The 25,473-nt window shown below is 70.8% G+C and carries 26 protein-coding genes; 8 read left to right on the plus strand and 18 right to left on the minus strand.

All coding sequences use genetic code 11. The annotated features are described in order from the left end of the window. Nucleotides 1-4: 4 nt before the first annotated feature. The 4 genes from EZ313_RS05180 to EZ313_RS05195 all read left to right on the plus strand — a co-directional run bounded on the left by EZ313_RS05180 (nt 5) and on the right by EZ313_RS05195 (nt 2,958). Nucleotides 5-1,075 (plus strand): hypothetical protein, encoded by a 1,071-nt coding sequence (locus EZ313_RS05180; RefSeq protein WP_135262130.1) that lies wholly within the window; start codon nt 5-7, stop codon nt 1,073-1,075. 169 nt (nt 1,076-1,244) lie between these two features. Then, nucleotides 1,245-1,919 carry a dienelactone hydrolase family protein gene (locus tag EZ313_RS05185; RefSeq protein ID WP_135263573.1) on the plus strand — a complete coding sequence of 225 codons (675 nt, stop codon included), beginning with the start codon at nt 1,245-1,247 and terminating at the stop codon, nt 1,917-1,919. Further along, nucleotides 1,916-2,596 carry a phosphoribosyltransferase gene (locus tag EZ313_RS05190; protein ID WP_135262131.1) on the plus strand — a complete coding sequence of 227 codons (681 nt, stop codon included), beginning with the start codon at nt 1,916-1,918 and terminating at the stop codon, nt 2,594-2,596. Before EZ313_RS05185 ends, EZ313_RS05190 begins: the two co-directional genes overlap by 4 nt. 11 nt (nt 2,597-2,607) lie before the next feature. Further along, nucleotides 2,608-2,958, plus strand: coding sequence for a hypothetical protein (locus EZ313_RS05195; protein WP_135262132.1), 351 nt, complete (start codon nt 2,608-2,610; stop codon nt 2,956-2,958). Nucleotides 2,959-2,964: 6 nt separating this feature from the next. On the opposite strand, the gene EZ313_RS05200 is transcribed toward EZ313_RS05195, so the two are convergent. Both EZ313_RS05200 and EZ313_RS05205 read right to left on the minus strand, forming a co-directional pair. Beyond that, nucleotides 2,965-3,741 (minus strand): SDR family NAD(P)-dependent oxidoreductase, encoded by a 777-nt coding sequence (locus tag EZ313_RS05200; protein WP_135262133.1) that lies wholly within the window; start codon nt 3,739-3,741, stop codon nt 2,965-2,967. A 19-nt stretch (nt 3,742-3,760) separates the two neighbouring features. Next, on the minus strand, nt 3,761-4,570 hold the full coding sequence (locus EZ313_RS05205; RefSeq protein ID WP_135262134.1) for a crotonase/enoyl-CoA hydratase family protein: 810 nt from the start codon (nt 4,568-4,570) through the stop codon (nt 3,761-3,763). A 42-nt stretch (nt 4,571-4,612) separates the two neighbouring features. Here EZ313_RS05205 and EZ313_RS05210 point away from each other — a divergent pair, with 42 nt between their 5' ends. After that, on the plus strand, nt 4,613-4,864 hold the full coding sequence (locus tag EZ313_RS05210; RefSeq protein WP_135262135.1) for a DUF3297 family protein: 252 nt from the start codon (nt 4,613-4,615) through the stop codon (nt 4,862-4,864). A 53-nt stretch (nt 4,865-4,917) separates the two neighbouring features. After that, entirely contained in the window at nt 4,918-6,543 is a 1,626-nt protein-coding gene (locus EZ313_RS05215) for a Na+/H+ antiporter (RefSeq protein ID WP_135262136.1), read from the plus strand. A gap of 15 nt (nt 6,544-6,558) precedes the next feature. Here EZ313_RS05215 and EZ313_RS05220 read toward each other — a convergent pair whose 3' ends face one another. From EZ313_RS05220 to EZ313_RS05245, 6 genes are all read right to left on the minus strand, one after another. Further along, nucleotides 6,559-6,981, minus strand: a complete 423-nt coding sequence (locus tag EZ313_RS05220; protein ID WP_135262137.1) for a universal stress protein — start codon at nt 6,979-6,981, stop codon at nt 6,559-6,561. A 101-nt stretch (nt 6,982-7,082) separates the two neighbouring features. Then, nucleotides 7,083-7,424, minus strand: a complete 342-nt coding sequence (locus tag EZ313_RS05225; RefSeq protein ID WP_135262138.1) for a hypothetical protein — start codon at nt 7,422-7,424, stop codon at nt 7,083-7,085. Beyond that, complete coding sequence (locus EZ313_RS05230) at nt 7,411-8,241, minus strand: hypothetical protein (protein ID WP_240788533.1); 831 nt, start codon at nt 8,239-8,241, stop codon at nt 7,411-7,413. Before EZ313_RS05230 ends, EZ313_RS05225 begins: the two co-directional genes overlap by 14 nt. Nucleotides 8,242-8,299: 58 nt before the next feature. Beyond that, on the minus strand, nt 8,300-8,998 hold the full coding sequence (locus EZ313_RS05235; protein ID WP_135262139.1) for an alpha/beta hydrolase family protein: 699 nt from the start codon (nt 8,996-8,998) through the stop codon (nt 8,300-8,302). A 78-nt stretch (nt 8,999-9,076) separates the two neighbouring features. After that, entirely contained in the window at nt 9,077-9,685 is a 609-nt protein-coding gene (locus EZ313_RS05240; RefSeq protein ID WP_135262140.1) for a hypothetical protein, read from the minus strand. A gap of 144 nt (nt 9,686-9,829) precedes the next feature. Beyond that, on the minus strand, nt 9,830-10,042 hold the full coding sequence (locus EZ313_RS05245; protein WP_135262141.1) for a DUF3606 domain-containing protein: 213 nt from the start codon (nt 10,040-10,042) through the stop codon (nt 9,830-9,832). A gap of 393 nt (nt 10,043-10,435) precedes the next feature. Here EZ313_RS05245 and infA point away from each other — a divergent pair, with 393 nt between their 5' ends. Further along, nucleotides 10,436-10,696, plus strand: coding sequence for a translation initiation factor IF-1 (gene infA / locus EZ313_RS05250; protein ID WP_135262142.1), 261 nt, complete (start codon nt 10,436-10,438; stop codon nt 10,694-10,696). A 15-nt stretch (nt 10,697-10,711) separates the two neighbouring features. Here the strand turns inward: infA and EZ313_RS05255 are convergent, their stop codons facing one another. The 4 genes from EZ313_RS05255 to EZ313_RS05270 are packed head-to-tail and all read right to left on the minus strand — an operon-like array spanning nt 10,712 to nt 17,991. Continuing rightward, complete coding sequence (locus EZ313_RS05255; protein ID WP_135262143.1) at nt 10,712-12,148, minus strand: C13 family peptidase; 1,437 nt, start codon at nt 12,146-12,148, stop codon at nt 10,712-10,714. 59 nt (nt 12,149-12,207) lie between these two features. Then, nucleotides 12,208-13,605, minus strand: a complete 1,398-nt coding sequence (locus EZ313_RS05260) for an efflux transporter outer membrane subunit (RefSeq protein ID WP_135262144.1) — start codon at nt 13,603-13,605, stop codon at nt 12,208-12,210. Beyond that, nucleotides 13,602-16,772, minus strand: coding sequence for an efflux RND transporter permease subunit (locus EZ313_RS05265; RefSeq protein ID WP_135262145.1), 3,171 nt, complete (start codon nt 16,770-16,772; stop codon nt 13,602-13,604). Before EZ313_RS05265 ends, EZ313_RS05260 begins: the two co-directional genes overlap by 4 nt. A 13-nt stretch (nt 16,773-16,785) precedes the next feature. After that, nucleotides 16,786-17,991: an efflux RND transporter periplasmic adaptor subunit gene (locus tag EZ313_RS05270; protein WP_135262146.1), complete on the minus strand. Its 1,206-nt coding sequence runs from the start codon at nt 17,989-17,991 to the stop codon at nt 16,786-16,788. A gap of 144 nt (nt 17,992-18,135) precedes the next feature. On the opposite strand from EZ313_RS05270, the gene EZ313_RS05275 reads away from it, so the two are divergent. Continuing rightward, on the plus strand, nt 18,136-18,552 hold the full coding sequence (locus tag EZ313_RS05275; protein ID WP_167772511.1) for a response regulator: 417 nt from the start codon (nt 18,136-18,138) through the stop codon (nt 18,550-18,552). A gap of 238 nt (nt 18,553-18,790) precedes the next feature. Here the strand turns inward: EZ313_RS05275 and EZ313_RS05280 are convergent, their stop codons facing one another. The 6 genes from EZ313_RS05280 to araD all read right to left on the minus strand — a co-directional run bounded on the left by EZ313_RS05280 (nt 18,791) and on the right by araD (nt 25,363). After that, the gene (locus EZ313_RS05280) at nt 18,791-19,051 is read right to left on the minus strand and encodes a hypothetical protein (RefSeq protein ID WP_135262148.1); all 261 of its coding nucleotides are present in this window, start codon (nt 19,049-19,051) and stop codon (nt 18,791-18,793) included. A gap of 66 nt (nt 19,052-19,117) precedes the next feature. Further along, on the minus strand, nt 19,118-19,378 hold the full coding sequence (locus EZ313_RS05285) for a hypothetical protein (protein ID WP_135262149.1): 261 nt from the start codon (nt 19,376-19,378) through the stop codon (nt 19,118-19,120). 41 nt (nt 19,379-19,419) lie between these two features. Next, nucleotides 19,420-21,255, minus strand: coding sequence for an ABC transporter ATP-binding protein (locus tag EZ313_RS05290; RefSeq protein ID WP_135262150.1), 1,836 nt, complete (start codon nt 21,253-21,255; stop codon nt 19,420-19,422). Beyond that, on the minus strand, nt 21,245-22,987 hold the full coding sequence (locus tag EZ313_RS05295; protein WP_135262151.1) for an ABC transporter ATP-binding protein: 1,743 nt from the start codon (nt 22,985-22,987) through the stop codon (nt 21,245-21,247). Before EZ313_RS05295 ends, EZ313_RS05290 begins: the two co-directional genes overlap by 11 nt. 172 nt (nt 22,988-23,159) lie before the next feature. Further along, a complete protein-coding gene (locus EZ313_RS05300) occupies nt 23,160-23,615 on the minus strand; it encodes a PaaI family thioesterase (protein WP_135262152.1) in 456 nt (151 codons plus the stop codon). Nucleotides 23,616-23,617: 2 nt separating this feature from the next. After that, nucleotides 23,618-25,363 carry an L-arabinonate dehydratase gene (gene araD, locus EZ313_RS05305; RefSeq protein ID WP_135262153.1) on the minus strand — a complete coding sequence of 582 codons (1,746 nt, stop codon included), beginning with the start codon at nt 25,361-25,363 and terminating at the stop codon, nt 23,618-23,620. Between the last annotated feature and the right edge of the window lie 110 nt (nt 25,364-25,473).

The following is a 25,473-nucleotide window of genomic DNA, read 5'->3' on the forward strand; positions in this document are numbered from 1 at the left end:
AGGGATGAAACCGCGGATCCTCTTCGTCGTGATGTCCGCGGTGGCGGCACCAGGCACGGTGGAGCAGCTGGCGCGCTCGCTGGCCCCGCACACCGTGCTGCTGCACCACGATTTCTCGCAGCAGCCGGACTTCCCGATCCAGGCGGACAACGTGGCCTTCGTACCGGAACCGGCTCGCACCGGCTGGGCCACTTTCGGCTTCGTCGAGGGCATCTTCCGCGCGATGGACCACGCGGTGCGGCATTTCGACTTCGACTACCTGCAGCTGCTCAGCCCGACCTGCCTGCCGATCAAGCCGATGGCGCAGTTCGAGGCGCACGTGGCGCAGCCGGTGGATGCGCACTTCGGCGCCATCGACCTGCTGGCCGACGAGGAGTGCCTGATGAGCGTGGGGTATCGCGCGTTCACGCCGGCCGACAGCTTCCGCCACCGCGTGCTGCGCCGGCTGACGAGCGAGTACTTCGAGCACGACCGCGGGCGCCGCGACGAATCGGGCGTGTGGATCCACAGCGGCGGCGGCCTCGGCTGGAAGGCCCGCGTGGCGCGCTGGGCGCTCGGCGCGGCGGCCCGTCAGACGCTGGGCCCGCATCCGTTCGGGCCGGCGCTGCGTCCGTTCTACGGCTCGGTCTGGTTCGGCGCGCGCCGGCATGTGGTGCGCGGCATGCTGGAGAGCTTCCGGCAGCCGCATCTCCACCAGTGGTTCAGCCGGGTGCGCATCGCCGAGGAGTTCCTGATGCCTTCGCTGCTGATGCGGCTGGCGCCCCGGCGCGGTCCGCTCAACCACTACATCAGCCGCTTCGACCAGGCGCATCCGAACAAGCTGACTGAAGAGGACCTGCCCGAGCTGCGCGAATGTCCGGCGTTCTTTGCGCGCAAGTTCCCGGACGATCCGCAGGCGCCGGTGCGCCTGCGAGTGCTGGACGAGCTAGCGGCCGCGGGCGCCGCCTGCGCACCGGTGCCGGAGGCGGTCGCGACGGCGCCGATCTCGAACGGTGCGCCCTTGCATCCCACGCCGAGCTGGACGGTGCCGTTGGGCGCGGGCCTGGCCGGCAGCGCGGGAGCCGCAGGCTCGTGACGGAGCCGCCGATCGCGGCGCCCACCTGATCGAGACCTTCCTACGAGTTCTGCGGGGCGCAGCCGACGGCGCGCCCGGCGGCCGTTGACCAGACTGGCCCTTGCCATGGCTGCGCGGCGGGTTCCTCCCGGCGGCGCGGCCCAGGAGGCGAGAGGAGGCAGTCGTGTCCATCCCCACCCATCCCGAGCGAGAGGTGCGCATTCCTACGGGTGAAGACCACCTGCTGGGCGACCTCGTGCGTCCGGCGGGCAGCAACGCGCTGGTGCTGTTCGCGCACGGCAGCGGCAGCGGCCGCCACAGCGCCCGCAACCGCCGCGTGGCCGCCCGCCTGCACGACAGCGGCCTGGGCACGCTGCTGTTCGACCTGCTCACGGCGACCGAGCAGGAGACCGACCTGCACACGCGCCAGCACCGGTTCGACATCGCGCTGCTCACGCGCCGCCTGCAGGAAGCAACCGATTGGGCGCTGCACGAGCTGCAGGCGCCGCCCCCCGTGATCGGCTACTTCGGCGCCAGCACCGGGAGCGCCGCTGCGCTCGTCGCGGCGGCGCGCCTGGGCGACCGCATCGGCGCGGTCGTGTCGCGCGGCGGACGGCCCGACCTCGCCGGCCCGGCGGCGCTGGAGGCGGTGACCGCGCCGACGCTGCTGATCGTGGGCGAGGCGGACCACGAGGTGCTCGCATTGAACCAGGCGTCGATGGACCGGATGCGTTGTCACCGCAGCCTCGCGCTGGTGCCGCATGCCACCCACCTGTTCGAGGAACCGGGCACGCTGGACGTCGCGGCCGACCATGCCGCCGCCTGGTTCAGCCGGCACCTGGCGTGGGCGGAGCAGCACGTATGAACGGGCCGCGCCTGCCGTATGCGGACCGGCTCGAAGCCGGCCGCGTCCTGGCCGGTCACCTGGCCGACTACCGCGGCTCGCCCGGCCTGCTGGTGCTGGGCCTGCCGCGCGGCGGTGTGCCCGTCGCGCACGAGGTGGCGCGCGCACTGTCCGCGCCGCTGGACGTGTTCATCGTGCGCAAGCTTGGCTACCCCGGCCATCCCGAATTCGCGATGGGCGCCATCGCCTCCGGCGGCGTGCGCGTCATGAAGGTGCTGCCGGGACTGGAGCCTTCGCAGCACGCCATCGAGCAGATCGCCGCCGGCGAGCAGGAGGAGCTGAAGCGGCGCGAAGTGCTGTACCGCGGCGGGCGGCCGCCGCTCGTGGTTCGCGGCCGCACCGTGATCGTGGTGGACGATGGCCTGGCGACCGGCGCGACGATGGAAGCGGCGGTGCAGGCCTTGCGCCGGCAGGCGCCGCTCCATGTCTGCGTCGCAGTGCCCGTCGGCGCGCCCGACAGCTGCCAGGCGCTGGCCGGACTGGCCGATCGCGTGGCGTGCCCGGCGCAGCCCGAGTCCTTCCGGGCGGTGAGCCTCTGGTATCGCGATTTCCCGCAGACCGACGACGACGAGGTGCGCCGGCTGCTGGCGGAACACGAGCAGCACGAATCTTTGGCGGCCCACGCCCCGGAACACTGAGGTCCCTCGCCATGGAGCAGCAGACGTCCGCGCAATCCGGCCAGGCCCGGCTCGACCAGGCCTATGACGAACTCGAACAGCACGCACCGGACAAGGTGGCGCGCGCGATCCGCTGGCTACGCGATCCCAAGGGGAAGTGGGTGCGCCTGCCGCTGGGCCTGTTGATCATCGTGGTCAACCTGTTCGGCCCCGTGGTGCCGGTGCTGGGCATCGAATTCGTGCCGCTGGGCCTGCTGCTGATCGCGCAGGACGTGCCGCCGCTGCGCAAGCCGGTGGCGGATGCGACCTTGTGGCTCGAACACAAGTGGCTCGATTGGCGCCGCAAGCGCAACGAGCGCAAGGAGCGCAGGCAGCAGCGTTGACCCGGCTCAGCGACGCTTCGGTGCGCCGCCCAGGTGCGTGCCGCCGTCCAGCATCAGCAGTTCGCCTGTGACGGTCCGTGCGCCGGCCACCAGCCAGACGATGGCCTCGGCCACGTCCTCGGGCGTGCTCGCCCGGCCGAGCGGCACGGCGCCCTCGTAGGCCTTCAGCGCCTTGTCGGCGCCTTCCTGCCCGATGCCGCGGGCGAACCAGCGCGAGGTGATGTAGCCGGGGCAGACGGCATTGACGCGGATCTCCGGCGCGAGCGTGCGCGCCAGGTGCAGCGTCATGGAATTGACCGCGCCCTTGGATGCGATGTACGGGATCGACGAGCCGATGCCCAGCGCGCCGGCGACCGAGGAGACGTTCACGATCGAGCCGCCCGCGGCCTTCAGGTGCGGCACCGCGGCGCGCACCATCTGGAAGCTGCCGATGGTGTTGACGCCGATGATGCGGTGGAACACCTCGGCGTCGAGCGCGTCCCACTTCGCGTCTTCGCCGAACACCGAGATGCCCGCGTTGTTCACCAGCGCATCGATGCGGCCCCAGCGCCCGTGGGTCTGCGCGACCAGCCGGCGGCAATCCGCGTCGTGCGCCACGTCGGCCTGCAGGAGCAGCACGTCGGCGCCCGCGGCGCGGCATTCCGCCGCCGTCGCCTGCGCTTCCTGTTCGCTGCGCGAGTAGTTCACCACCACGTTCCAGCCGCGTTGCGCGAGTTGCAGCGCGGTGGCCGCGCCGACGCCGGTGGCCGAGCCGGTGATGAGGGCGACCTGCCTGTCGTTCATGTCGTCTCCTGTTGCGCGGTCAACGTCCCTGGAAGCGGGCCGGCCGCTTCTCGATGAAGGAACGCACGCCTTCGGCCGCGTCCTCGCTGCTGGACAGGCGCTGCTGCGTGGCGATGAACTCCTGCACCGCCGCGTGCGGCCCTTGCTCGACGGCCTTGATGGCGTTGAGCCGCGTCGCGACCACGGCGAGCGGCGCCTGGCGGGCGATCGCCTCCGCGATGCGCAGCGCTTCGTCCAGCTCCTGCCCCGCGGGCACCACCTTCTGGACGAAGTTCAGGCGCAGCGCCTCGGCGCTGTCGAATTCGTCGGCGGTGAGCAGGTGCAGCATCGCGTTGCCCAGGCCCGCGCGCTGCGACATGCGCAGCGTCGCGCCGCCCGTGGCCATGATCCCGCGCTGCACTTCCAGCTGCGAGAAGCGGCAATCGTCGGCCGCGACGACGATGTCGGCGGCCAGCATCAGCTCGATGCCGAGTGTGAAGGTGATCCCCTTGACCGCGGCCACCAGCGGCTTGGTGCGGCGCCGGTAGCCGGGCGTGCCCAGGTCGGTGGGTTCGACGACGCCGTAGGGGAAGGCCTTCTCGCCCTTGCGCATCAACTCGGCGATGGAGGGCAGGTCCAGGCCCGCGGTGAAGTGCGCGCCGAACGCATGCAGCACGCCCACGCGCAGCTGCGGGTCGTCGTCGAGCAAGGTGTACGCGTCGGCCAGCTGCCGGAACATCGGCGGGGTGAAGCCGTTGCGCTTGGCGGGCCGGTTGATGCCGATCAGCAACAGTTCGCCGCGGCGTTCGGTGACGATGCAGCCTTCGGCGGGCGGGGTGGGTGCGTCCATGGTGCGGCAAGAGGGTGGCGGGGCACCGCAGAATAGCGCCCCATGGAACAAGCCAAGCCCCGTCCCGACCTGCCCGACCGCCTTTCCATCGACCCCCGCAGCCCGCACCACGTCGCGGCCGTGTTCGAGCACGACGTCGGCATCCGCTTCAACGGCAAGGAACGCGAAGACGTCGAGGAGTACTGCATCAGCGAGGGCTGGATCCGGGTGCCCGCGGGCAAGACGGTCGACCGCCGCGGGCAGCCGTTGATGATCAAGCTCAAGGGGAAGGTCGAGGCGTTCTACAAGGAGTGACGAAAGCACCAGCCCAGCCATAATGGCCTCAGCCCATCCTTGGCGGAGGCTCCATGGCGCTGTTCGAACTCCTGCTGGTGCTGCTCCTGAGCGCGGTCGCCCTCGGCTGGGTGGCGCGCCACTTCAAGTTCCCGTACCCCATCGCGCTCGTCGCCGGCGGGGCGCTGCTGGGGCTGGTGCCGAACCTCCCGCAGCATTCGTTCGATCCGCAGCTGATCCTGGTCGCGGTGCTGCCGCCCATCCTGTACCAGGCGGCGCTGCTCACTTCCTGGACCGACTTCAAGGCCAACCTGCGGCCGATCGGCCTGCTGGCCATCGGCCTCGTCGCCGTGACGACGCTCGCGGTGGGCGCGGCCCTCAAGCTGATGGTGCCCAGCGTGCCCTGGGCCGCGGCCTTCGTGCTGGGCGCGATCGTGTCGCCGCCGGATGCGGTGGCGGCCACCGCCATCCTCTCGCGCCTGAACATGCCCCGGCGCATCGTCACCATCCTGGAAGGCGAGAGCCTGGTCAACGACGCGTCGGGACTGGTGCTCTACAAGTTCGCCGTCGCCGCGGTGCTCACGGGCGCCTTCTCGCTCGTCGACGCGACGGTGCAGTTCGCGCTGGTGTCGGTGGGCGGCATCGCTGTCGGCGTGGTGCTGGCCTTCATCTACATCGCCGTGCACAAGCGCCTGGGCGATCCGTTCATCGAGGTGCTCACGGTCCTGACAATCCCCTACGCGGCTTACCTGGTTGCGGAGGCGATGAACCTGTCGGGCGTGCTCGCCGTCGTGGTCGCGGGCCTGGTCCGCGGCCGCTATGCGCCCGAGATCGTCTCGGCCGAGATGCGCATCATGGCCCGCTCGGTGTGGAACCTGCTGGTGTTCCTGCTCAACAGCCTGGTGTTCATCCTGATCGGGCTGCAGATGTCGGACGTGCTAGCCGCCAACCTGGGGCGGTATCCGCCGGCGCAGCTCGCGGCGATCAGCGCGGTGGTCACCGCGGTCGCCATCGGCGTGCGCTTCGCCTGGGTGTTCGCGGTCGGCTACCTGCCGGAAAGATTGACCGGAGGCCTGCGCGAGCAGCAGCCGCGGCCGAACGACAAGGAGCTGGTGATCATCGGCTGGTGCGGCATGCGCGGCATCGTGTCGCTGGCCGCGGCGCTCGCCTTGCCGCTCGTGCTGCCCGACTTCTCGCCGTTCCCGCACCGCGACCTGATCGTGTTCCTCACCTTCGTGGTGATCGTGGCCACGCTGGTCGGGCAGGGCCTGACGCTGACGCCGCTGATCCGGTTGTTGAAGGTGGGCTCCAAGTGGAGCCTGCACGACGAGCAGCGGCGCGTGCGCGCGGCCATGAGCACCGCGGCCCTGGCCGCGATCGACCGCGAGCTCGCGGCCGAAGGCGTGCCGTCGCAGTGGGCGCAAGGCTTGAAAGCCGAGATTACTGAGCGCATCGAGCTGGCCGCGTCCGAGCGCCAGGACCTCACGCCGCGCATGGAGCTGGTCAGCCGCCTGCGCCACGCCGCCATCGCCGCGGAGCGCGGCGAGCTGATCCGCCTGTGGCGCGACAACCAGATCGGCGACGAGGTGATGCACCACCTCATGGAGATGCTGGACTACGAGCAGGCGCGGCTGCCGGCGCTGCGGCCGGCCGCGCAGGCGGGCGAGGGCGAGTTCGTCGCAAGTGCGGCCGCCGACTGATCGGCGGCGCGGCCTTCACCTCACCAGCAGCACCGGGATGTCGGCGTCGGCCAGCACGCGCGCGGCCACGCTGCCCATGACCGCGCGGCCGATCGCGCCGTAGCCGTGCGTGCCCATCACGATCATGTGGGCCTTGACGCGGGTGGCGGTGGCGACGATCTGGGCGGAGACTTCGCCGCTCTTCCACTCGCAACGGGCGTTCATGCCCTTGCGCTCCAGGAACTTGCGGATCGGCTCCAGCACCTTGGCGGACTCCTCCTCGTAGTAGCCGGCGACCGCTTCGGCGCCGACCATGGAGCGCACCCGCGGCGGCATCTGCGGCTGCACGTTCAGCACCACCACCTCGCCATCGGGCCCGGGGAGGGACTCGTGGGTCGCGAGGAAGGCCAGCGCCTTCTTGGTGTACTTGCTGCCGTCGGCGGCGAAGAGGATGCGCATCGTCGAGCTCCTTGCTTGGTGTTGTGGTTCAGGAAGGTGTGGGCGAGCGTAGCACCGCGTGCGCGGCCCGAGCGCGCCGCTCGCTTGCGCCAGGTCAACGATCAGCGCGATCCCGGCCCGTACGCCGGCCGGGCGCGAACCTTGTGTACGACGCCGGCCGGGTCGAACAGCACCACCAGCTCCGGCACGGTACGGTCGTCGCGGGCGCGGGCGCGCCAGACGTGCACTTCGAACCCGGTGCCGAAGCGCACCGCCTCGCCCGGCCCGAGCCGATCCAGCACTTCCTGACGCGTCGTGCGGCCCGGCGCGAGCCACTGCGCCGCCTGTTCCACCGAGAGGGCGGGATCGCGGAAGCGCGGCTGCTGTTCTCCAGTGGCCAGAGGAAGCGGCCCGGCGCAGCCGGCCAGCAGGCCGCAGCAGAGCAGCACGCTAGCGGCGCGCATCGCCGTCCTCCATGTAGTCGAACACGACCAGCGTGTCGTCAGGCCAGCTGCGGTCGCCCAGCGGCAGGAAGTAGGTGCGGTCCAGCAGCACCTCGCAGTCGCAGAACTGCAGCTCTTGCGCGAGCGTCGGCGTGTCGATCGCCGCGGCGTAAAGGCGGCTCGCCGGGACCATCTCGCGGCGCGCGCCGGACACCAGCGTGACGCCGAAGACCGGCCGCTCGGCGAAGAACAGATAACGGTTCTCCGGGTTGTCGCAGTACGCCGGCGAGCTGGAGATCTCGCTGAAGATGCGCGTGATGAACGAGGGGCTGTTGGAGTACAGGCCCGCCTCCATGCCCACCTGGCACTCCAGGCGCAGGTCGCCCAGCCGGCGCGTGTCCGGCGGCAGGCCGGGCGTGCGCACCTCGGCGCGCCAGGTCATGGTCAGCGCCTTGCGGTCGGGCGTCACCATCGCGTTCTCGTCCCACGCCTTCTGGTCGCGCGCGAGCACGAAGGTGCGGTCGGGCGCGACGGGGATCGGCGTTTCGATCGTCTTGCCCAGTACGAGCAGCTCCAGCTTGTCGAGGCTCACGCCCGGCTTGCGGGGCAGCAGCTTGAAGCGCAGCTGGCCTTGCGGCGACTTCGCGCGGTTGCGCTCGAACAGGTCGATGCCGCGCACCATCCGCCGGTACGACTTCTCGACCGGGTCGGGGTTGCCCTTGGAGCTGATCGTCACGCCCGGCAGCGTGGCGGGCGGCGGCTGCGCGGGCGCCTGGGCCAGGGCCGGGGCCGCGGCAAGCCAGGCCGGCAGAAGAAATCGGTGAAGCAACCGGACCATGGCGGCAACGTAGCCCCGCACCTGCGGCGGGCGCGTGCGTGCGATTCGCAATCGGCTGTCAGGCGGCGCTGCTCGGCCGTGCCGCCTGGTCCATCCAGCCGCAGAGCGCGCCGACCAGTTCCTCGAGCACGTCGGACGCCGTTCGGCCCGAACTGACGAGCACGTCGAAGCCGTGGTCGGCGCCCTCGACCACGTGGAGAGTGGCGAGCGACCCGAGCCCTTCGGTGACCTGGCGGATCAGCTGCAGGTCGGCCAGCGTGTCGCGCGTCCCTTGCAGGAAGAGCATCGGCACGCGGACTTCGGCCAGGTGCCCGGCGCGCGAGGTGGACGGTTTCCCGGCCGGGTGCAGCGGAAAGCCGAAGAACGCCAGGCCGCGGACGCCCGGCAGTGGCTCCAGCGCCTGCGCCTGCGACGTCATGCGGCCCCCGAAAGACTTGCCGCCGGCGAACAGCGGCACGCCGGACAGTCGCGTCGCTGCTTCACGCACCGCGGCACGCACGCAGGCATGGGCCACCGCGGGCGGGTCGGTCCGGCGAGCACCCTGTTCCATGTACGGAAACTGGTAGCGCAACACCGCGACGCCGCGGGCGCACAAGGCTTGCGCGACGGCCGCGAGAAAACGATGGCGCATGCCCGCGCCGGCGCCGTGGGCCATGATCAATGCGGCGCGAGGTGTGTCCGGCGCATCGAGCAGCGCCGACACCGTCCCGCCGTCCGGCAACTTCACCTCCAACGCTTGCGAAGGTTCGGGGCTCATGGCTCGGACGATACGCGCCCGCAGCGGCGATGGACGGTCAGCTCGCGCGAGCAGATGCGCTGAGCCCGGACCGGCCGCCTAGCCCCTCGGACGCTGCAGCTCCGGCCAGGCGAGCGACGGCAGGTGATGCCAGTCCTGCTCGCGCAGCGCCGCGAGGCAGTCGTAGAGGCGCGTGAGTGCGCCGTGCCGATGCGCCCAGTCGATCTGCGCGCGCAGCGTGAGCTGCTTGCGCAATTCGGGCGTCTGCTTCCAGGCGTGGGCCGGGACCGGCTCGGGCGCGCGCAGGACGCGCCCGTGCTCGCGCAACTCCGGCAGCAGCAGGTAGACGCAGCGCCAAGGGCCGGGCAGGGGACACAGGCGTGCGTTGGTGCGCGTGAGCTGCAGCACCTGGTCCAGCGTGACGGCGGTGCGCCGCCCCGAGGGCGCGGGGAGTTCCAGCCGCCGCCGCGCTGGTTTCTGCGGCAATTGGCTGCTCGCCGCCGCCCGTGCGATCACGTGCCGGGCCGCGACCGCGGCGCTCGCGCGCCACCTCGCGATCTGCTGGTCCAGGGCGACGCACGATGCGTGGTAGTCGCGCCAGGCCGCTTCGCTGGGGTCCTCGACGCCGGGCGGCACCAGGGCGCGCTCTTCCGCGCGGTGCGAACGCCGCGGATCGAAGCTGCCACCGGGTTGCGAAACGTCGGTCAATGTGCGCCCCATGCGGCCCCAGGCCGGAGGTCATATTCAGGTCGCGGACGTGTACGGTGTGTTGCCAAGCCCGCGGGAATTACTGCAGATATGGCTGAGTGTTACGAGCTCAGCCGTTTGCGCGTGCGCCGGGACGCTGCGCGATCAGCGCGAGCTCGGTCTTTCGCTGGCCTGCTGCCGCTTCATGGCCAGGTGCTCGCGCACATGGTCGGCGCGGCTGCCCACGGCGGCCACCGCTTCCTTGACGTTCTTCTCGCTGGTGTTGAAGTGCCGGGCCCACACGCACAACTCCCAGTCGTACGTGACGTCGATGTGTTCGACCTTCGCCCCGGTCGTGTTCCTGCTGTTGCCGGACATGGGTCGGTTTCCTTCGAGGATCTGGTTGGCATGCATCCTAGGCAGGCTCTGCGGCGCACCCTGTAGGACGCTGCTGATCGCGCTTGCGGGCGACGCGGACGAAAGAGCGCGCGCCCCTTTCGATGCTTTTCCCGTGGGCGGCAAGGCCTCTGGTGCGCGCCTAAAATAACGGCCGTTTTCCGGGGCAACGCGCAACGTCACGTGCTCCGGACGCGGGCCCCGCCTTCCACGAAGGCACCGCCGGCCCGCAGCGCCCCGGCCTCGTGCCGGCCCCTCAACCCCGGAACGCTTGCGTGCCGCCGCCATGGACGGCACGACGCCGCGTGGGGACATGCGCGGGCAGGGCCGGGCGCCCACGACGCACATGCCAACGCAGCAGGAGGAACAGTCGTCATGGCCAAGGAAGATCTGATCGAGATGCGCGGAAGGGTCGAGGAAGTGCTGCCCGATTCGCGTTACCGCGTGGTACTGGACAACGGGCACAACCTGGTGGCCTACAGCGGCGGCAAGATGCGCAAGAACCACATCCGCATCATCGCCGGCGACTACGTGACGCTGGAGCTCTCGCCGTACGACCTGAACAAGGGGCGCATCATGTTCCGGCACCTGCCGCAGCGTGACGGCGCGTTCGCGGCGCCGCAGCGGCGGCGCTGAGTTCCAGCTCCAGACTCAGGGCTTCGCAGCCCCGTCCAACCTCCGCGAAAGTTGATCCAGCACCGGCCGGATCCCCGCCCCCACCTGGATCTGCGGATTCGAGAACCCGTCGGGCTTGCCCGCCTCGTCCTCGCGCCGCTTGATCACCGGCACGGCCGCCGCGAAGGCTTGCTCGAACGAATGGGTGGCGCGCAGCTGTTCGTGGAACACGGCGCGGCCGAAGAAGGTGAGCTCGGACTTGCGGCCGCAGCCGTACGACGTATGTTCCGGGTCCGCCGCCGTCATCACCAGCGTGGTGTCGCCCGCGAGCGGCTGCACCCATCCGCCCGAGTAGCAGGCCGAGACGGCGATCACGCGATGACGAATACCGGCCGCGTCGAGGGCCTGGCGCAGGTCCTGCGGAGTCAGGCCCGGCACCTGCAGTGGCCAGTGCTCCGCCGCCAACTGGAAATTGCTGGCGCCGTGCGACGTCAGGTAGACCACCAGCACGTCCTGCTCGCGGTCCATGCGCTGGGCCAGTGCCGAGATCGCGCGCTGCAGGTTGAGCGGCGTGGCCCAGGGCAGCGAGTCGGCGGTGCGCGCATGGTTCACCAGCCGCAGCACGCGGCCCTGGGCCTCGAAGCGGTCGGCCAGGACGCCGGCCACCATGTCGCTCTCGCGCAGGAACACGTCCTCGTAGGCGTAAGGCGCGAACACCAGGCCGTACACGTCGACCACGCCGGGGCGCTGCGGGGCCAGGCCTTGCACCGACTCCTGCCAGAGGGCTTGCTGGCGCTCGAAGGTCTCCTGGGTCAGCGACAGCCGAGGGCGGTCATCGCGTTCGCGGATCGCCTCCCAGGCGCTGTCCCGGAAATGCCAGGCGCCCAGCAGTGACAGCCCGAACAGCGCGCTCGTGAGCGCGACCAGCCGCCATCGGCGCAACCCGAACTGCACGCCGAGCCAGAGCTGGATGAGCAAGCCCCACACGATCAGGCCGATGAACAAGGTCCAGGCCACGGCGCCGGAGGCGAGCCACGACGGGATCGCATCCCGCGCATGGGCGATGTTCAGCGCCTCGCCGGCGAGCAGCAGCGGCACGGTGCCGACGAACGAAAGAAGGAACCAGGTGGCCACACCCGCGGGTCGTGGCGCGGACGCCGCGGAACGGTGGCGCCACAGTGCGGCCCAGACCAGCAGGGCGGAGAGTCCGCTGCTCCACCACGGGATCAGCCAGCCGCGCAGGTCGAACTCGGCGGGGCCGGGCACCTCGAGGCGGCCGAGGGCGAGCTCCAGCAGCACGACGCCGGCGACGACGGCCAGCAGTTGCCACGGAGCGGGCTGGTGGCCCGCCACCCGGGCCTGCACCAGGAAGCCGGTGCGGAGTCCTTCGCGGATCCACCGGGCCAGGCCCAGCCGGCCTTCCGGCTGCGAAGCGGCGGGGGCGACCGTGGCGGCCGCCTGCACATCGTTCATGAGGGTCCCCCTGCGTTTGTCTGCAGGGGAAGTCTAGTCAAGAAGACCGTACGCCGGCCTTACGGTGAGGCCGCGGACTCGGTCCAGCCCCCGCCCAGCGCGCGGTACAGCAGGACCTGGTTCTGCAGCCGCGCGAGCCGCGTCTGGATCTCGGCCTGCTGCGCGGTGAACAGCGAGCGCTGCGCATCGAGCAGGTCCAGCGTGCTGGCCACGCCGGCGTCGAAGCGCATCTGCGACAGCTTCGCGCGGATGGTCTCGGCCTGCGCCACGTTGGTCTGCGCTTCCAGCTGCTCGGTGAGCGTCGCGCGGCCGGCCAGCGCATCCGACACCTCGCGGAAGGCCGTCTGGATCGCGCGCTCGTACTGCGCGACTGCGATGTCGCGCGACACATTCGCCGACGCCAGCCCGGCCTGGTTGCGGCCCGCATCGAAGATCGGCAGCAGCAGCGAAGGCGCGATCGTGTAGGCCCAGGAGCCGCCGCCGTCGAAGAGGCCGGACAGCTGGTTGCTCGCGCGTCCCGCCTGCGCGGTGAGCGTGATGCGCGGGAAGAACGCGGCGCGCGCCGCGCCGATGTTGGCGTTGGCTGCGACCAGCAGCTGCTCGGCCTGGCGCACGTCGGGGCGCGACACCAGCACGTCGGACGGGACGCCCGCGGGCACGTCGGGAAGCGTGATCGCTGCCATCGTGGTGCCGGTCTGGAAGTCGGGCGGCAGCGGCTGGCCGACCAGCAGGGCCAGCGCGTTCAGGTCCGCCGCGCGCTGGCGCTGCCCCTGCGCGAGCGCGGCGCGCGCGGTCTCGGCCAGCGACTGCGCGAGGCGCAGGTCCAGCTCGGACGAGACGCCGTTGTCGAAGCGCAGCTTCACGAGGCGCAGCGATTCCTGCCGGGTGGCGAGGGTCTGCTGCGTCAGCGCGAGCAGTTCCTCGTCGGCGACCAGCGCGAGCCACGCGTTGGCGACCGATCCCACCAGCGCGATCTGCGCCGCCTTGCGCCCTTCCTCCGTGGCCAGGTACTGGGCCAGCGCGGCCTGGGACAGGCTGGCGATGCGGCCGAAGAAGTCGATCTCCCATGCGGTGAACGCCAGGCCCGCCTGGAAGCTGCTGACCTGGTCGCCGGTGACCGGGTTCGGCGCGCGGCTGGCGTTGACGCCGGCGCCCACGGTGGGATACCGGTCGGCGCGGCGGATGTCGTACTGCGCGCGCGCCTGCTCGATGTTGAGGACCGCCACGCGCAGGTCGCGGTTGGACGAGAGCGCCGTCCCGATCAGGCCGCGCAGTCTTTCATCGGTGAAGAAGCGCTGCCAGTCCAGGCTGCGCGCCGGCGCGCCTTCGGTCGCGGACGGGTAGGGGAACGCAGTGGCGACCGGAGCGGCAGGGCGCTCGTATGTCGGAATGAACGAGCAGCCCGCCAGCACGGCGGCGGCGATCGGAGCGAGCAGGCGAATCCGCAGTCCGCTCATACCTGGTCCCCCACGGTGGCGCCGCGCGGCAGCTCGGGCCCGAACTCGTGCGCGTGCAGCTTCCGCTGCCGCTCGCTGCCGCGGAAGATGCCGCGCACCACGACGAAGAAGACCGGCACGAAGAACACCGCCAGGCCGGTGCCCGTAAGCATGCCGCCCAGCACGCCGGTGCCGATGGCGCGCTGGCTGGCCGAGCCGGCGCCGGTGGCGATGGCCAGCGGCAGCACGCCCAGGCCGAAGGCCATCGACGTCATGATGATGGGCCGGAACCGCAGGTGCGCGGCCGCCAGCGCGGACTCGATCACGCTCTTGCCCTGGGCCTGCAGGTCCTTGGCGAACTCGATGATCAGGATGGCGTTCTTGGCCGACAGGCCGATGATGGTGATCAGGCCGACCTGGAAGTACACGTCGTTCGCGTAGCCGCGCAGGAAGCTCGCCAGCAGCACGCCGATCACGCCCAGGGGCACCACCAGGATCACCGCCAGCGGGATCGACCAGCTCTCGTACAGCGCGGCCAGACAGAGGAACACCGCCAGGATCGCGAAGCCGTAAAGGATGAGCGCTTGCGCGCCCGCCAGCTTCTCCTCGCGCGACTGGCCCGTCCACTCGAACGCGAAGCCGGGCGGCAGCTTTGCCGCGAGCTGCTCCATCTCCGCCATCGCGGCGCCGCTGCTGAATCCCGGCGCGGCCGCGCCCGAGATGCGCATCGCCGGATAGCCGTTGTAGCGCACGGTCTGCATCGCGCCGGTCACCCAGCGCGTGCTGGCAAAGGCGGACAGCGGCACCGGCCGGCCCTGGTTGCCGACCGCGTTGAGCCGCAGCAGGTCCTCCGGCTGCATGCGCGCCGGCGCGTCGGCCTGCACGATGACGCGTTGCAGGCGGCCGCGGTTGGGAAAGTCGTTGATGTAGGCCGAGCCCAGCGCGGTGGACAGCACGCTGTTGATCGCGTCGAAGCCCACGCCGAGGGCCTGGGCCTTGTCGCGATCGATGTCCAGTTGCAGTTGCGGCGCGTCCTCCAGGCCGTCGGGGCGCACCTGCGTCAGCACCTTGCTCTGCGACGCCATCCCGAGCAGCTGGTTGCGCGCGGCGATCAGCGCCTCGCGGCCGTTGCCGCCGCGGTCCTGCAGGCGGAAGTTGAATCCCGAGGCGGTGCCCAGCTCCGGGATCGGCGGCGGGCTCAGCGGGAAGATGAAGGCGTCGCGGATCGACGACAGCGCGCCGAACGCGCGGCCGGCCACGGCCTGCGCCGACGAGCCTTCGGCGCCCCGCTCGTCCCAGGGCTTGAGCGTGACGAACGCGAGGGCCGCGTTCTGCCCCTGGCCGGAGAACGAGAAGCCGAGCACGCCCACCATGCTCTGGACTTCGGGCTGCTTGAGGATGAAGCCCTCCACCTGCTCCATCACGCTGCGCGTGCGCTCCTGCGTCGCGCCCGGCGGCAGCTGCACGTTCACGATGATGTAGCCCTGGTCCTCCTGCGGCAGGAACGAGGTCGGCAGGCGGTTGTAGAGCAGGGCGGCGACGCCGCCGATGGCGCCGTACAGGATCAGGTACCAGGGCGCGCGGCGCAGCATGCGGGCGACCACGCCCTCGTAGCCGTGGGCCGTGCGCTTGAAGCTGCGGTTGAACCAGCCGAAGAAGCCGCGCTTCTCCACGTGGTGGCCCTTCTCCACGGGCTTGAGCAGCGTCGCACACAGCGCCGGCGTGAGCGACAGCGCCATGAACGCGGAGAACGCGATCGAGGACACCATCACCGCCGAGAACTGGCGGTAGATGTTGCCGGTGGACCCCGCGAAGAAGGCCAGCGGCACGAACACCGAGATCAGCACCACCGTCACGCCGATGATGGCGCCCTGGATCTGGCCCATCGCCTTGCGGGTGGCGGCGCGCGGCGGCAGGCCTTCCTCGCTCATGATGCGCTCGACGTTCTCGACCACCACGATGGCGTCGTCCACCACGATGCCGATCACCAGCACCATGCCGAACATGGTGAGCACGTTGATCGAGAAGCCCAGGGCCAGCAGCGTCGCGAACGTGCCCAGCAGCGCGACCGGCACCACCAGCGTCGGGATGATGGTGTAGCGCCAGTTCTGCAGGAACAGGAACATCACCAGGAACACCAGGGCCACGGCTTCCAGCAAGGTCTCCACCACCTGCGAGATGGAGATGCGCACGAAGCGCGAACTGTCATACGGGATGTCCCACTTCATCCCCGCCGGGAAGTAGGGCGCCAGCTCGCCCATGCGCTTGCGCACCGCGTCGGCGGTCGCCAGCGCGTTGCCGGTGGGCGAGAGCTGCACGCCGATGCCGGTGGAGGGCTTGCCGTTCAGGCGCGCCGAGGTGGCGAAGGTCTGCGCGTTGAGTTCCACCCGCGCGACGTCCTTGAGCCGCACCGTCGAGCCGTCGGTGTTGGCACGAAGGACGATGTTCTTGAACTGGTCGACCGAGCCGAGCTGCCCGCCGACGACCACGGTGGCCGCGACGCCCTGGCCCGACACGTTGGGCAGGTCGCCGATGGTGCCGGAGGACACCTGCGCGTTCTGCGCGCGGATGGCCGCGTTCACCTCCGTGGCCGAGAGGTTGTAGCCGACCAGCTTCTCGGGGTCGATCCACACCCGCATCGCGGCCTCGGTGCCGAACAGCTGGGCCTGGCCGACGCCGGGGATGCGCTGGATCTCGGGCAGCACGTTGCGCGAGGCGTAGTCGCCCAGGTCCACCGGCGTCCAGTTCGGGTCGTCCGAGGACAGGATGGCGAACAGCAGGAAGTTCGATCGCGACTTCTCCACGCGAACGCCCTGCTGCGTCACTGCGGCAGGCAGGCGCGGCGCGGCGCGCGAGAGCCGGTTCTGCACGTCCACCTGCGCCAGGTCGGCGTCCGTGCCGGGCTCGAACGTGATGGTGATCTGCCCCAGGCCGTTGGCCTGCGCCACCGACTCCATGTAGATCAGGCCGGGCGAGCCGTTCATCTCCTGTTCGATGACGGAGATGACGCTTTCCTCCAGCGTGCGCGCCGACGCACCGGGGTAGGTGGCCGACACCACGATGGCGGGCGGCGCCACGGGCGGGTATTGCGAGATCGGCAGCTGGCGGATCGCGACCGCGCCGAGCACGATCACGAACAGCGCGATGACCCAGGCGAAGATGGGCCGGTCGATGAAGAACTTGGCCATCGAGGCGCCCTCCCTACGTGCGCGGCGCGGAGGCGGCCTGGGCGGCAGGCGCGCCCGCGGCCGGTTTGCCGTTGTTCCACGGCACCGTCTTGACCGCAGTGCCCGGCGGCATCATCTGCAGCTTCTGGAAGCCGTCGACGACCACCTGCTCGCCCGCCTTGAGGCCGTCGACCACCACCCAGTGGCCGTTCTGGCTGCCGTTGATCCTGATCTGCCGCGGCGCGGTCTTGCCGTCGCCGCCCACCACCAGCACGCTGTCGCCCTGCTGGGTGCGCGTGACGGCCTGCTGCGGCAGCAGGATGGCGTTGGTCGCCTTGGCCTGCTCGACCAGCACGCGCACGTACATGCCGGGCAGCAGCATGCCGTTCGGGTTGGGCACCTCGGCGCGCAGCGCCACCTGGCCGCTGGTGGGATCGACCTGCAGGTCCGAGAACAGCAGCCGGCCCGGTTGCGGGTAGACGCTGTTGTCCTCCAGCAGCACCTTGACCTGCGTGCCGTCGCCGGAGCGCTTCAGGCGCCCCTCTTCCATCGCTCGGCGCAGCGTGAGCACCTCGCTGGCGGACTGGGTGATGTTCACGTACAGCGGATGGATCACCTGGATGGTCGCGAGCGGCGTGGGCTCGCCCTGGCCGACCAGCGCGCCTTCGGTGACGAGCGAGCGTCCGATGCGGCCGGAGATGGGCGCGGTCACCGACGCGTAGTTCAGGTTGATCTGGGCCGTGCGCACGGCGGCCTCGCCGGCGGCCACCTCGGCTTCGGCCGCCTTTTGCGAAGCGACCGCGTTCGCGTATTCCTGCTTGCTGATCGCATTGGCTTCCACCAGCGGCCGGTAGCGCTCGGCCAGGCTCCTGGCCTGGGTGAGGTTGGCCTGGGCGCGGGCCAGCGTGGCCTGCGCGCTGGCGGCGGCGGCCTGGTAGGGCGCGGAATCGATGCGGAACAGCGGCTGGCCGGCCTTCACGTCGCTGCCTTCGCGGAACAGGCGTTCCTGCACGATGCCCGCGGCCCGGGCGCGCACCTGCGCGACCCGCGAGGCTTCGAGCCGGCCCGGCAATTCGGTGACGAGGCCGACGTCCTGCGGCTGCACCGTGACCACGCCGACTTCGGGCGCGGGCATGCCGCCGCCGGGCGGCCCGGCCTGCGTCTGCCCGGACTTGCCGCACGCGGCCGCGAGGAGCGCAAGGGAGAGGAGCGAGGTGCGGATCAGCAGCTGCGATGCCATGGGGGCGCCGTTGAGGTGGGCAAAACGGGCCAGTATAAGGACCGACACTGACGCGCGAATTAAGCGGGGCCATGCGCTCCGGAGGCGTGCGGCAAGGGCTGCAGCTGCGAAAGCATCAAGCGATTCCTACAGCGCCGCATGCGCATGCGCCGCACAATCAACGTGCATGAGGGCGGCGCGCGCATGAGGATCCTGCTGATCGAAGACAACGCCATTGCGCGCGAGCTGCTGACGCAGTGGTTCTCGCTGGTGCCCGGCGCCGAAGTGGTGCATGTCGCCACCACTTCCGCGGCCGCGGCCGAATGGCTTTCCAGCCACCAGGACGGCTGGGACTTGGCCGTGATCGACCTGTTCCTGGCCGACGGCCATGGCTTCGACGTGCTTCGTCATTGCCGCGGCCGCGCGCCCCACCAGCGCGCCGTGCTGCTGACCAACTACACCCGCGACCCGGTGCGCGAGAGCGCGCGCCGTGCCGGCGCCGACGCGGTGTTCGACAAGGGCACCGAAATGAAGAGCTTCATCGCCTGGTGCCGCGACCCGCACACGGCGCTGGCCGGGTGAGGCAAGCGGCCGGCGTTCAGAACACGCCGAGCAGCAGGAGCAGCAGCAGGGTCAGGACGATGGACACGGCGATGGAGCCGAGCCAGCCGAGTTTGTTGGAGAAGAAAAAGAACATGGCGGCACTTTGCCGTTTACGGCGGTACCCGCGGGTAGGGGCGCGCGGTTGCCCCATGTAGCCGTGCGCCGACAGGTTCTCGCCACACGGCCGGCAAGTGCGCCAGCCGCAGCCGGATCGCCGCTACGGCCCGCCCCGCTCGCGGATCGCATCGCACAGGGCGTGGAAGCTCTGCGCCACGCCGATGCGGCTCTTCTCGGCGGCTTCCATCTCGGGATAGGGCAACGGTCCCTGCTTCTGGAAGTAGCGGTCGAGCGCATCCTCCAGCACCTTCGCGTGCGGATCGAATTCGGCGCGCGCCTCCAGCCAGGCTTCAAGCGCCTTGCGGATGCGTTCGTCGGCGGGGTTCATGCGGCTGGGACTGCGGTGCTGGGGAGTGGGCATTTTAGGCCCATCCGTTTTGCGCTCCATGCGAATCCACTGCACGTCTCGCGCGGGCGTCGAGGCGGCCTAGCCGGTGCCCCCGGCCCCGCTGGATCCGGTCTCGCGCGACAGCGTGGTGGGGTGGCGCTGGTCGAAGAAGCCCTGGTGAAGGTGGCGCACGAACCGGCTGGTCCAGCCTTCCAGCGGATAGAAAGCGGCGCCGGACGGAGCCATCACGCGAACCATCCGGCTGGGAAGCACCGTCGCCTCGAAGCCGCGCGGATCGCGGCCGTGCAGGCGGACCAGGTTGTGAAGAAGGCGGGTTTCGGATGACGCGGGCTTGACCATCGATTCCCCCGCCGGGCCAGCCGTGCGGGAGCCGGGTTGTATCACGCGGCTTGATCCGGCTCCTGCGGGGAATCCCCGTCGTCCTGCAGCTGCTGAAGCAGGTAGAGCCGCTGGTAGATGCCGCCCTGCAGCCCCATCAAATGCTCGTGCGTGCCGCGTTCCGCGATGCGCCCGTGGTTCAGCACGATGATGCAGTCGGCGTCGCGCACGGTGGACAGGCGGTGCGCGATCGCCACGATCGTCACTTGCCCGCGCAGGTCGGCCAGCGCGCGCTGCACCACCTGCTCGGTCTCCGAGTCGATGTGCGACGTGGCCTCGTCCAGGAACAGGATCCGCGGCCGCCCGGCCAGCGCCCGCGCGATCGCCAGGAGCTGTTTCTGGCCCACCGAGAGCCGCGCGCCGCCTTCGCCCAGGGGCGTGTCGTAGCCGTGCTCCAGCCCTGCGATGAAGTCGTGCAGGTGCGCGGCCCGCGCCGCTTCGACGATCTGTTCCTCACCGAGTTCGCGGCCCATGGCGATGTTCTCGCGCGCGGTGGCCGCCAGCAGGAACGGGTCCTGCGGCACCAGGCCGATTCGGTCGCGGAAATGGTCCTCGCCGATGGCTTCGATCGGCGTGCCGTCGATGCGGATCGCCCCCGCGGCTGCCGGGTAGAAGCGCAGCAGCAGCGACAGCAGCGTCGTCTTGCCGCTGCCCGTGTGGCCGACGATGCCGTAGAAGCTTCCCGCCGGGATGCGCAGGTCCAGCCCGTGCAGCACCGGATGCCCGGGCTGGTAGGCGAAGTCCAGGCCCTCGATGCGCACCTCGCCTTCGCCGATGTGCGCCGGACCCGCCGGACGCGGCGCTTCTGCTTCCTTCAGCAGCGCGTGCACGCGCGCCGCGCCGACGAGCGCCTGCTGCAGCTGCGCGAACTGCATGGTGATCTGGATCAGCGGCTCGACGACACGCGACATGTAGTTGACGAAGGCGTAGAGGATGCCGACCTCGAGCGGTCCCATCGCGCCGCCCTGGCTGCGCAGGCCGAACACCCAGATCAGCACGGCCAGCAGCGTGACGTTCAACAGGTCGAGCACGGGCCGCAGCAGCCAGGCGTTGGCCTTGAGCTCCACCTGGCGCGACGCGTAGTGCGACTCGTTGAGCGAGGCGAAGCGCTGCCGGAAACGTTCGGTGGCATTGCTCGCCTGCAGCACCGGCATGCCCGAGATCGATTCGGCCATCTGGGCGTTGAGTTCGCTGCGCAGCTCGCGCGTGCGCGCGACGGCCGGGCCCGAGAGGCGCTGGTAGAGCGTGACGATGATCCCCACCGCGGGCGCGGTGGTCGCGACGATCAGCATCAACCGCCAGTCGAGCCATAGCATGGCGATGGCCGCGCCCGCGAGCACGATGAGGCTGTCGAGCACGACGAACAGCACCTGCACGTAGAGCGTCTTGACGGCTTCCGTGTCGTTGGTAACGCGGCTGACCAGCTGGCCGGTGATGGCGCGGTCGAAGAACGTCATCGGCAGCCGCAGCACGTGGCCGTAGACCTGCTCGCGCACGCGTTGCACCGAGCGCATCGCCACCCCGGCCAGTCGCACCATCTGGCCATAGCGCAGCAGGCTGGCGCCCCAGCCGGCGACCAGCGCGCCCAGCAGCAGGGCGCCGATCTCGACCCAGCGCGCCTGGCGCGGCACGAGGTAGTGGTCGATCAGGAACTTGCCCGCCAGCGGTCCGAGCGCTTCCAGGCCGGCCGCCAGCAGCAGCCAGCCGATGGCGTGGACGAGATGGCGGCGTTCGGGCGCCGCGGCCTTGAGCAGCAGCGCCGCGGCGTCGCCCACCAGGGCGCGGCGGCGAGGCGGGGCGGCCGTGTCCGCGGTGGAGGTGAGGGCGTCAGCTGGCATCGAGGCTCGCCTGCAGTTGCTGGTAGCGCCACTGCCGCGCATACCAGCCGTCGTGGTCCAGCAGTTGCGCATGCGGACCGTGCTCGATCACGTGGCCGTCGCGCAGCACGATCGTGTGGTCGGCGTCCGCGACGGCGCTCAGCCGGTGGCTGGCGATCACCACCGTGCGGCCCACGCGCGCCTGCCGCAGGTGGGCCAGGATGCGCGCCTCGGTCTCGGTGTCCACCGCCGACAGGGCGTCGTCCAGCAGCAGCATCGGCGCGTCGGCCAGCAGGGCGCGGGCGATCGCGACGCGCTGGCGCTGTCCGCCGGAGAGCGTGACGCCGCGCTCGCCAACGGGCGTTTCGTAGCCGCGCGGAAGGCGGACGATGTCGTCGTGCACGGCGGCCAGGCGGGCGACATGCTCGATCTCCTCGCGGGTCGCTTGCGGCCGCGCCAGCGCGATGTTCTCGGCCACGCTGGCGGAGAACAGGAAGGCTTCCTGCGGCACCCACGCGATCGCCGATCGCAGCGCACCCAGCGTGTAGGCCTGCAGGTCATTGCCGTTCCACTGCAGCGAACCGGTGTCCGGCGCGTGATGACGCAGCAGCAGCCGCAGCAGGGTGGTCTTGCCGGCGCCCGTCGCACCGACGAGGCCCAGCGTGCGGCCGGGGTCCAGCCGAAGCGAGACGCCGTCGAGGGCATTGCGCGGGCTGCCCGGATAGCGGAACCGCACATCCCGCAGTTCGAGCGGGCCGGGTTCGACGCGCTCGATCGTGCCGTGGTCGTCCACCGTGAGCGGCGCATCCAGCACCGGATGCAGGCGCCCCCAGGCGGCCTTGCCGCGCTCCAGCAGCGACAGCACCCAGCCGGCCGCGAACATCGGCCAGATCAGCTGGCCCAGGTACAGGCTGAAGCTGGTGAGCTGGCCGAGGCTCAGCTCCTGCTGCCACACCAGCCAGCCGCCGGCACCGAGCGTCAGCACCGTGGCCGCGCCGAGCGACAGACCCACCGCCGGTTCGTACGCGGCCTCCCAGCGCTGCGATTGGTAGCTGGCCTGCGCCGCACCGGCCGCGAGCGCCGAGAACTGCGCCTCGCTGCGCGCCTGCAAGCCGAGCGCGCGCACGGTGCGCACGCCGGCCAGCGTCTCCTGCACATGGTCATTCAGCGCGCCGAACCGGTCCAGCGCCAGCTTCGAGGCGTCGTGCACGTGGCGCGAGATCCACCAGAACGCCAGCGCCATGAGCGGAAAAGGGAGCAGGGCGATCGCGGCCAATCGGCCATCCACTCCCAAGGCCATCACGCCCACCACCAGCACCAGCGTGAGCGTGCCGTCGAAGCCGGCCAGGATCGCCTCGCCGGCGGCCATCTCGACCGCATCGATGTCGTTGGTGGCCAGCGCCATCAGGTTGCCGGTGCGGCGGTCCTGGTAGAAGGCCGGGCCCTGGTGCGAGAGGCGCGAGTAGAGCCGCTGGCGCAGCTCGACGCCGAGGCGGTAGGCCGCCGCGTAGAGCTGCAGCCGCCAGCCCACCCGCAGCAGGTAGACCAGCAGCCCGGCGCCGACCAGCCACAGCAGTTGCTCGCGCAATTGCGGCTGCGTCAGGCGGTCGGCGACGAGCTCGTCGACCACGTGTCCGATCTGCCGCGGGATCCACACGATCAGCAGCGCGATGCCGGTGAGCATCACCCCGGACATCGAATAGGCGACCCAGTGGCGGCGCAGGAACTGGCCGATCAGGCGGTACAGGGACATGGAGGAGGAGGGCGCCGCGCCGCGCGGGAGCGGCGGGCGGAAGCGGGGATTCTAGGCAGGCGGGTATGGGCGTGCCCGCGTGCGGATTTGCCGGTTTGCTTGAGCCGGGCGCCGCGTGGCAGGTGGTCGCGGGAATGACGGCGCGGTTGGTTCCTGGCGTCTCAGCGCCGCATCAACCCCGCGCATCCATCAGCAACTGCGTCTGCGTGACTACCGCGCACAGCTTCCCCGCCTCGTTGGTGATCGAGGTCTGCCAGACCATGGTCGTCCGCCCCCGATGCAGCGGCACGCACTCGCCGCGCACGGTCGTGCCCACCCTGGCGCCGGCCGTGAACTTGGTGCTCGAGTCCGTCGTGGTGGTCATCTTCCCCTGCGGCATGTTGACGACGGTGCCGACGGCGCCGAGCGTGTCGGCGAAGGCCATGTAGGCGCCGCCGTGCAGGATGCCGCCGCTGGTGCACAGGTCGGGGCGCACCAGCATCTGGCCGACGATGCGATCGGGCGAGGCCTCGAGCAGCTTCACGCCCATGGTGCCGGGGAACAGCGGCTCGAGCACGGCCTGGATGCGGGCGCTGTCGAGGGCGGGCGGGCGCGCGGACTGCGCGCTGGTGTCGGGATCTTGGGGCATGGTCAGTAGATGGCGGGCTCGCCGGTGGGCGCGCCGAAGCCGGTCTCCAGGTAGTCGAAGTCGCAGCCGGTGTCGGCCTGCCGGATGTGACGGCTGAACATCCAGCCGTAGCCGCGCTCGAAGCGTCGGGGCGGTGGCGTCCAGGCGGCGCGGCGGCGGGCGAGCTCCTCGTCACCGACGTGCAGGTGGATGCGCCGGCTGGGCACGTCGACGGTGATCGGGTCGCCGGTCTTCACCAGCGCGAGGTTGCCGCCGACATAGGCCTCGGGCGCGACGTGCAGCACGCAGGCGCCGTAGCTGGTGCCGCTCATGCGCGCGTCGCTGATGCGCACCATGTCGCGCACGCCCTGCTTCACCAGCTTGGTCGGGATCGGGACCATGCCCCACTCCGGCATGCCGGGGCCGCCTTGAGGGCCGGCGTTGCGCAGCACGAGCACGTGATCCTTCGTAACGTCGAGATCCGGATCGTCGATCGCCTTCTTCAGCGACGGATAGTCGTCGAACACCAGCGCGGGCCCGGTGTGCGTGAGCAGGTGCGGGCTGCAGGCGCTGGGCTTGATCACGCAGCCGTCCGGCGCGAGGTTGCCGCGCAGCACGGCGAGCGCGCCTTCGCGGTAGATCGGGTTGGAGAGCGGACGGATCACGTCCTCGTCGTGCACCTCGGCGCCTTCGAGGTTGGCGCCGAGGGTGGCGCCGGTGACCGTCATCGCATCCAGGTGCAGCAGGCCGCCTTCGGCCAGCCGCTTCATCAGGGCGCGCATGCCGCCGGCGTAGTAGAAGTCCTCCATCAGGTACCGGTCGCCGCTGGGCCGGATGTTCGCGATGACCGGCACCTTGCGCGAGAAGGCGTCGAAGTCGTCCAGCGAGACGGCGCACTGCGCGCCCGCGCGCCGCGACATCGCCACGAGATGGATGATGGCGTTGGTCGAGCAGCCCTCGGCCATGGCGACGGTGATCGCGTTCTCGAAGCTGCGGCGCGTCAGCAGCCCGGCGGGCGTGAGGTCCTCCCACACCATGTCGACGATGCGGCGGCCGCAGGCCGTGGCCATGCGCTGGTGGTTGGCGTCGACGGCGGGGATGCTGCTCGCGCCGGGCAGCGTGAGGCCGAGCGCCTCGGTGATGCCCATCATGGTGGCCGCCGTGCCCATCACCATGCAGGTGCCGGCGCTGCGCGCGATGCCGCCTTCGATCTCCATCCACTGCGCCTGGCTGATGTGGCCCGCGCGGCGCTCGTCCCAGTACTTGAACGCGTCGGAGCCCGAGCCCAGCGTCGTGCCCTTCCAGTTGCCGCGCAGCATCGGCCCGGCCGGCAGGTAGATGCAGGGCAGGCCCATGGAGAGGGCGCCCATCAGCAGGCCGGGCGTGGTCTTGTCGCAGCCGCCCATGAGCACAGCGCCGTCGACCGGGTGGCTGCGCAGCAGTTCCTCCGTCTCGATGGCCAACAGGTTGCGGTACAGCATGGTCGTCGGCTTGACGAAGCTCTCCGCCAACGACAGCGCCGGCAGTTCGATCGGGAAGCCGCCCGCCTGCAGCACGCCGCGCTTGACCTCCTCGGCCCGCTGGCGGAAATGCGAGTGGCAGTTGCCGATGTCGCTCCAGGTGTTGACGATCGCGATCACGGGCCGGCCCTGCCAGTCGGCATGGTCGTAACCCATCTGCATCGCGCGCGAGCGGTGGCCGAACGAGCGGAAGTCGTCCGGCGCGAACCACCGCGCCGAGCGGAGCTGGTCGGAGGTCTTGCGCGTCATGCGGCCTTGCGGACGTCGGGCACGAAGCCCTTCTCCTCGTCTTGGGCGAGCTGGGCGGGACTAAGGACAGAGGGCATCGGGAAGAACTCCTGGGGTCGGCCGCGACGACT

Origin of the sequence: Ramlibacter henchirensis (genome assembly GCF_004682015.1) — a bacterium.
GTDB classification, from domain to species: Bacteria; Pseudomonadota; Gammaproteobacteria; order Burkholderiales; family Burkholderiaceae_C; genus Ramlibacter; species Ramlibacter henchirensis.

Excerpts from the sequence above, each read along its gene's own strand:
- EZ313_RS05180 (WP_135262130.1), top strand. The coding sequence starts at position 5 with ATGAAACCGCGGATCCTCTTCGTCGTGATGTCCGCGGTGGCGGCACCA.
- EZ313_RS05190 (WP_135262131.1), top strand. The coding sequence starts at position 1,916 with ATGAACGGGCCGCGCCTGCCGTATGCGGACCGGCTCGAAGCCGGCCGC.
- EZ313_RS05195 (WP_135262132.1), top strand. The coding sequence starts at position 2,608 with ATGGAGCAGCAGACGTCCGCGCAATCCGGCCAGGCCCGGCTCGACCAG.
- EZ313_RS05200 (WP_135262133.1), bottom strand. The coding sequence starts at position 3,741 with ATGAACGACAGGCAGGTCGCCCTCATCACCGGCTCGGCCACCGGCGTC.
- EZ313_RS05205 (WP_135262134.1), bottom strand. The coding sequence starts at position 4,570 with ATGGACGCACCCACCCCGCCCGCCGAAGGCTGCATCGTCACCGAACGC.
- EZ313_RS05210 (WP_135262135.1), top strand. The coding sequence starts at position 4,613 with ATGGAACAAGCCAAGCCCCGTCCCGACCTGCCCGACCGCCTTTCCATC.
- EZ313_RS05215 (WP_135262136.1), top strand. The coding sequence starts at position 4,918 with ATGGCGCTGTTCGAACTCCTGCTGGTGCTGCTCCTGAGCGCGGTCGCC.
- EZ313_RS05220 (WP_135262137.1), bottom strand. The coding sequence starts at position 6,981 with ATGCGCATCCTCTTCGCCGCCGACGGCAGCAAGTACACCAAGAAGGCG.
- EZ313_RS05225 (WP_135262138.1), bottom strand. The coding sequence starts at position 7,424 with ATGCGCGCCGCTAGCGTGCTGCTCTGCTGCGGCCTGCTGGCCGGCTGC.
- EZ313_RS05230 (WP_240788533.1), bottom strand. The coding sequence starts at position 8,241 with ATGGTCCGGTTGCTTCACCGATTTCTTCTGCCGGCCTGGCTTGCCGCG.
- EZ313_RS05235 (WP_135262139.1), bottom strand. The coding sequence starts at position 8,998 with ATGAGCCCCGAACCTTCGCAAGCGTTGGAGGTGAAGTTGCCGGACGGC.
- EZ313_RS05245 (WP_135262141.1), bottom strand. The coding sequence starts at position 10,042 with ATGTCCGGCAACAGCAGGAACACGACCGGGGCGAAGGTCGAACACATC.
- infA (WP_135262142.1), top strand. The coding sequence starts at position 10,436 with ATGGCCAAGGAAGATCTGATCGAGATGCGCGGAAGGGTCGAGGAAGTG.
- EZ313_RS05255 (WP_135262143.1), bottom strand. The coding sequence starts at position 12,148 with ATGAACGATGTGCAGGCGGCCGCCACGGTCGCCCCCGCCGCTTCGCAG.
- EZ313_RS05260 (WP_135262144.1), bottom strand. The coding sequence starts at position 13,605 with ATGAGCGGACTGCGGATTCGCCTGCTCGCTCCGATCGCCGCCGCCGTG.
- EZ313_RS05265 (WP_135262145.1), bottom strand. The coding sequence starts at position 16,772 with ATGGCCAAGTTCTTCATCGACCGGCCCATCTTCGCCTGGGTCATCGCG.
- EZ313_RS05270 (WP_135262146.1), bottom strand. The coding sequence starts at position 17,991 with ATGGCATCGCAGCTGCTGATCCGCACCTCGCTCCTCTCCCTTGCGCTC.
- EZ313_RS05275 (WP_167772511.1), top strand. The coding sequence starts at position 18,136 with ATGCGCCGCACAATCAACGTGCATGAGGGCGGCGCGCGCATGAGGATC.
- EZ313_RS05280 (WP_135262148.1), bottom strand. The coding sequence starts at position 19,051 with ATGCCCACTCCCCAGCACCGCAGTCCCAGCCGCATGAACCCCGCCGAC.
- EZ313_RS05285 (WP_135262149.1), bottom strand. The coding sequence starts at position 19,378 with ATGGTCAAGCCCGCGTCATCCGAAACCCGCCTTCTTCACAACCTGGTC.
- EZ313_RS05290 (WP_135262150.1), bottom strand. The coding sequence starts at position 21,255 with ATGCCAGCTGACGCCCTCACCTCCACCGCGGACACGGCCGCCCCGCCT.
- EZ313_RS05295 (WP_135262151.1), bottom strand. The coding sequence starts at position 22,987 with ATGTCCCTGTACCGCCTGATCGGCCAGTTCCTGCGCCGCCACTGGGTC.
- EZ313_RS05300 (WP_135262152.1), bottom strand. The coding sequence starts at position 23,615 with ATGCCCCAAGATCCCGACACCAGCGCGCAGTCCGCGCGCCCGCCCGCC.
- araD (WP_135262153.1), bottom strand. The coding sequence starts at position 25,363 with ATGACGCGCAAGACCTCCGACCAGCTCCGCTCGGCGCGGTGGTTCGCG.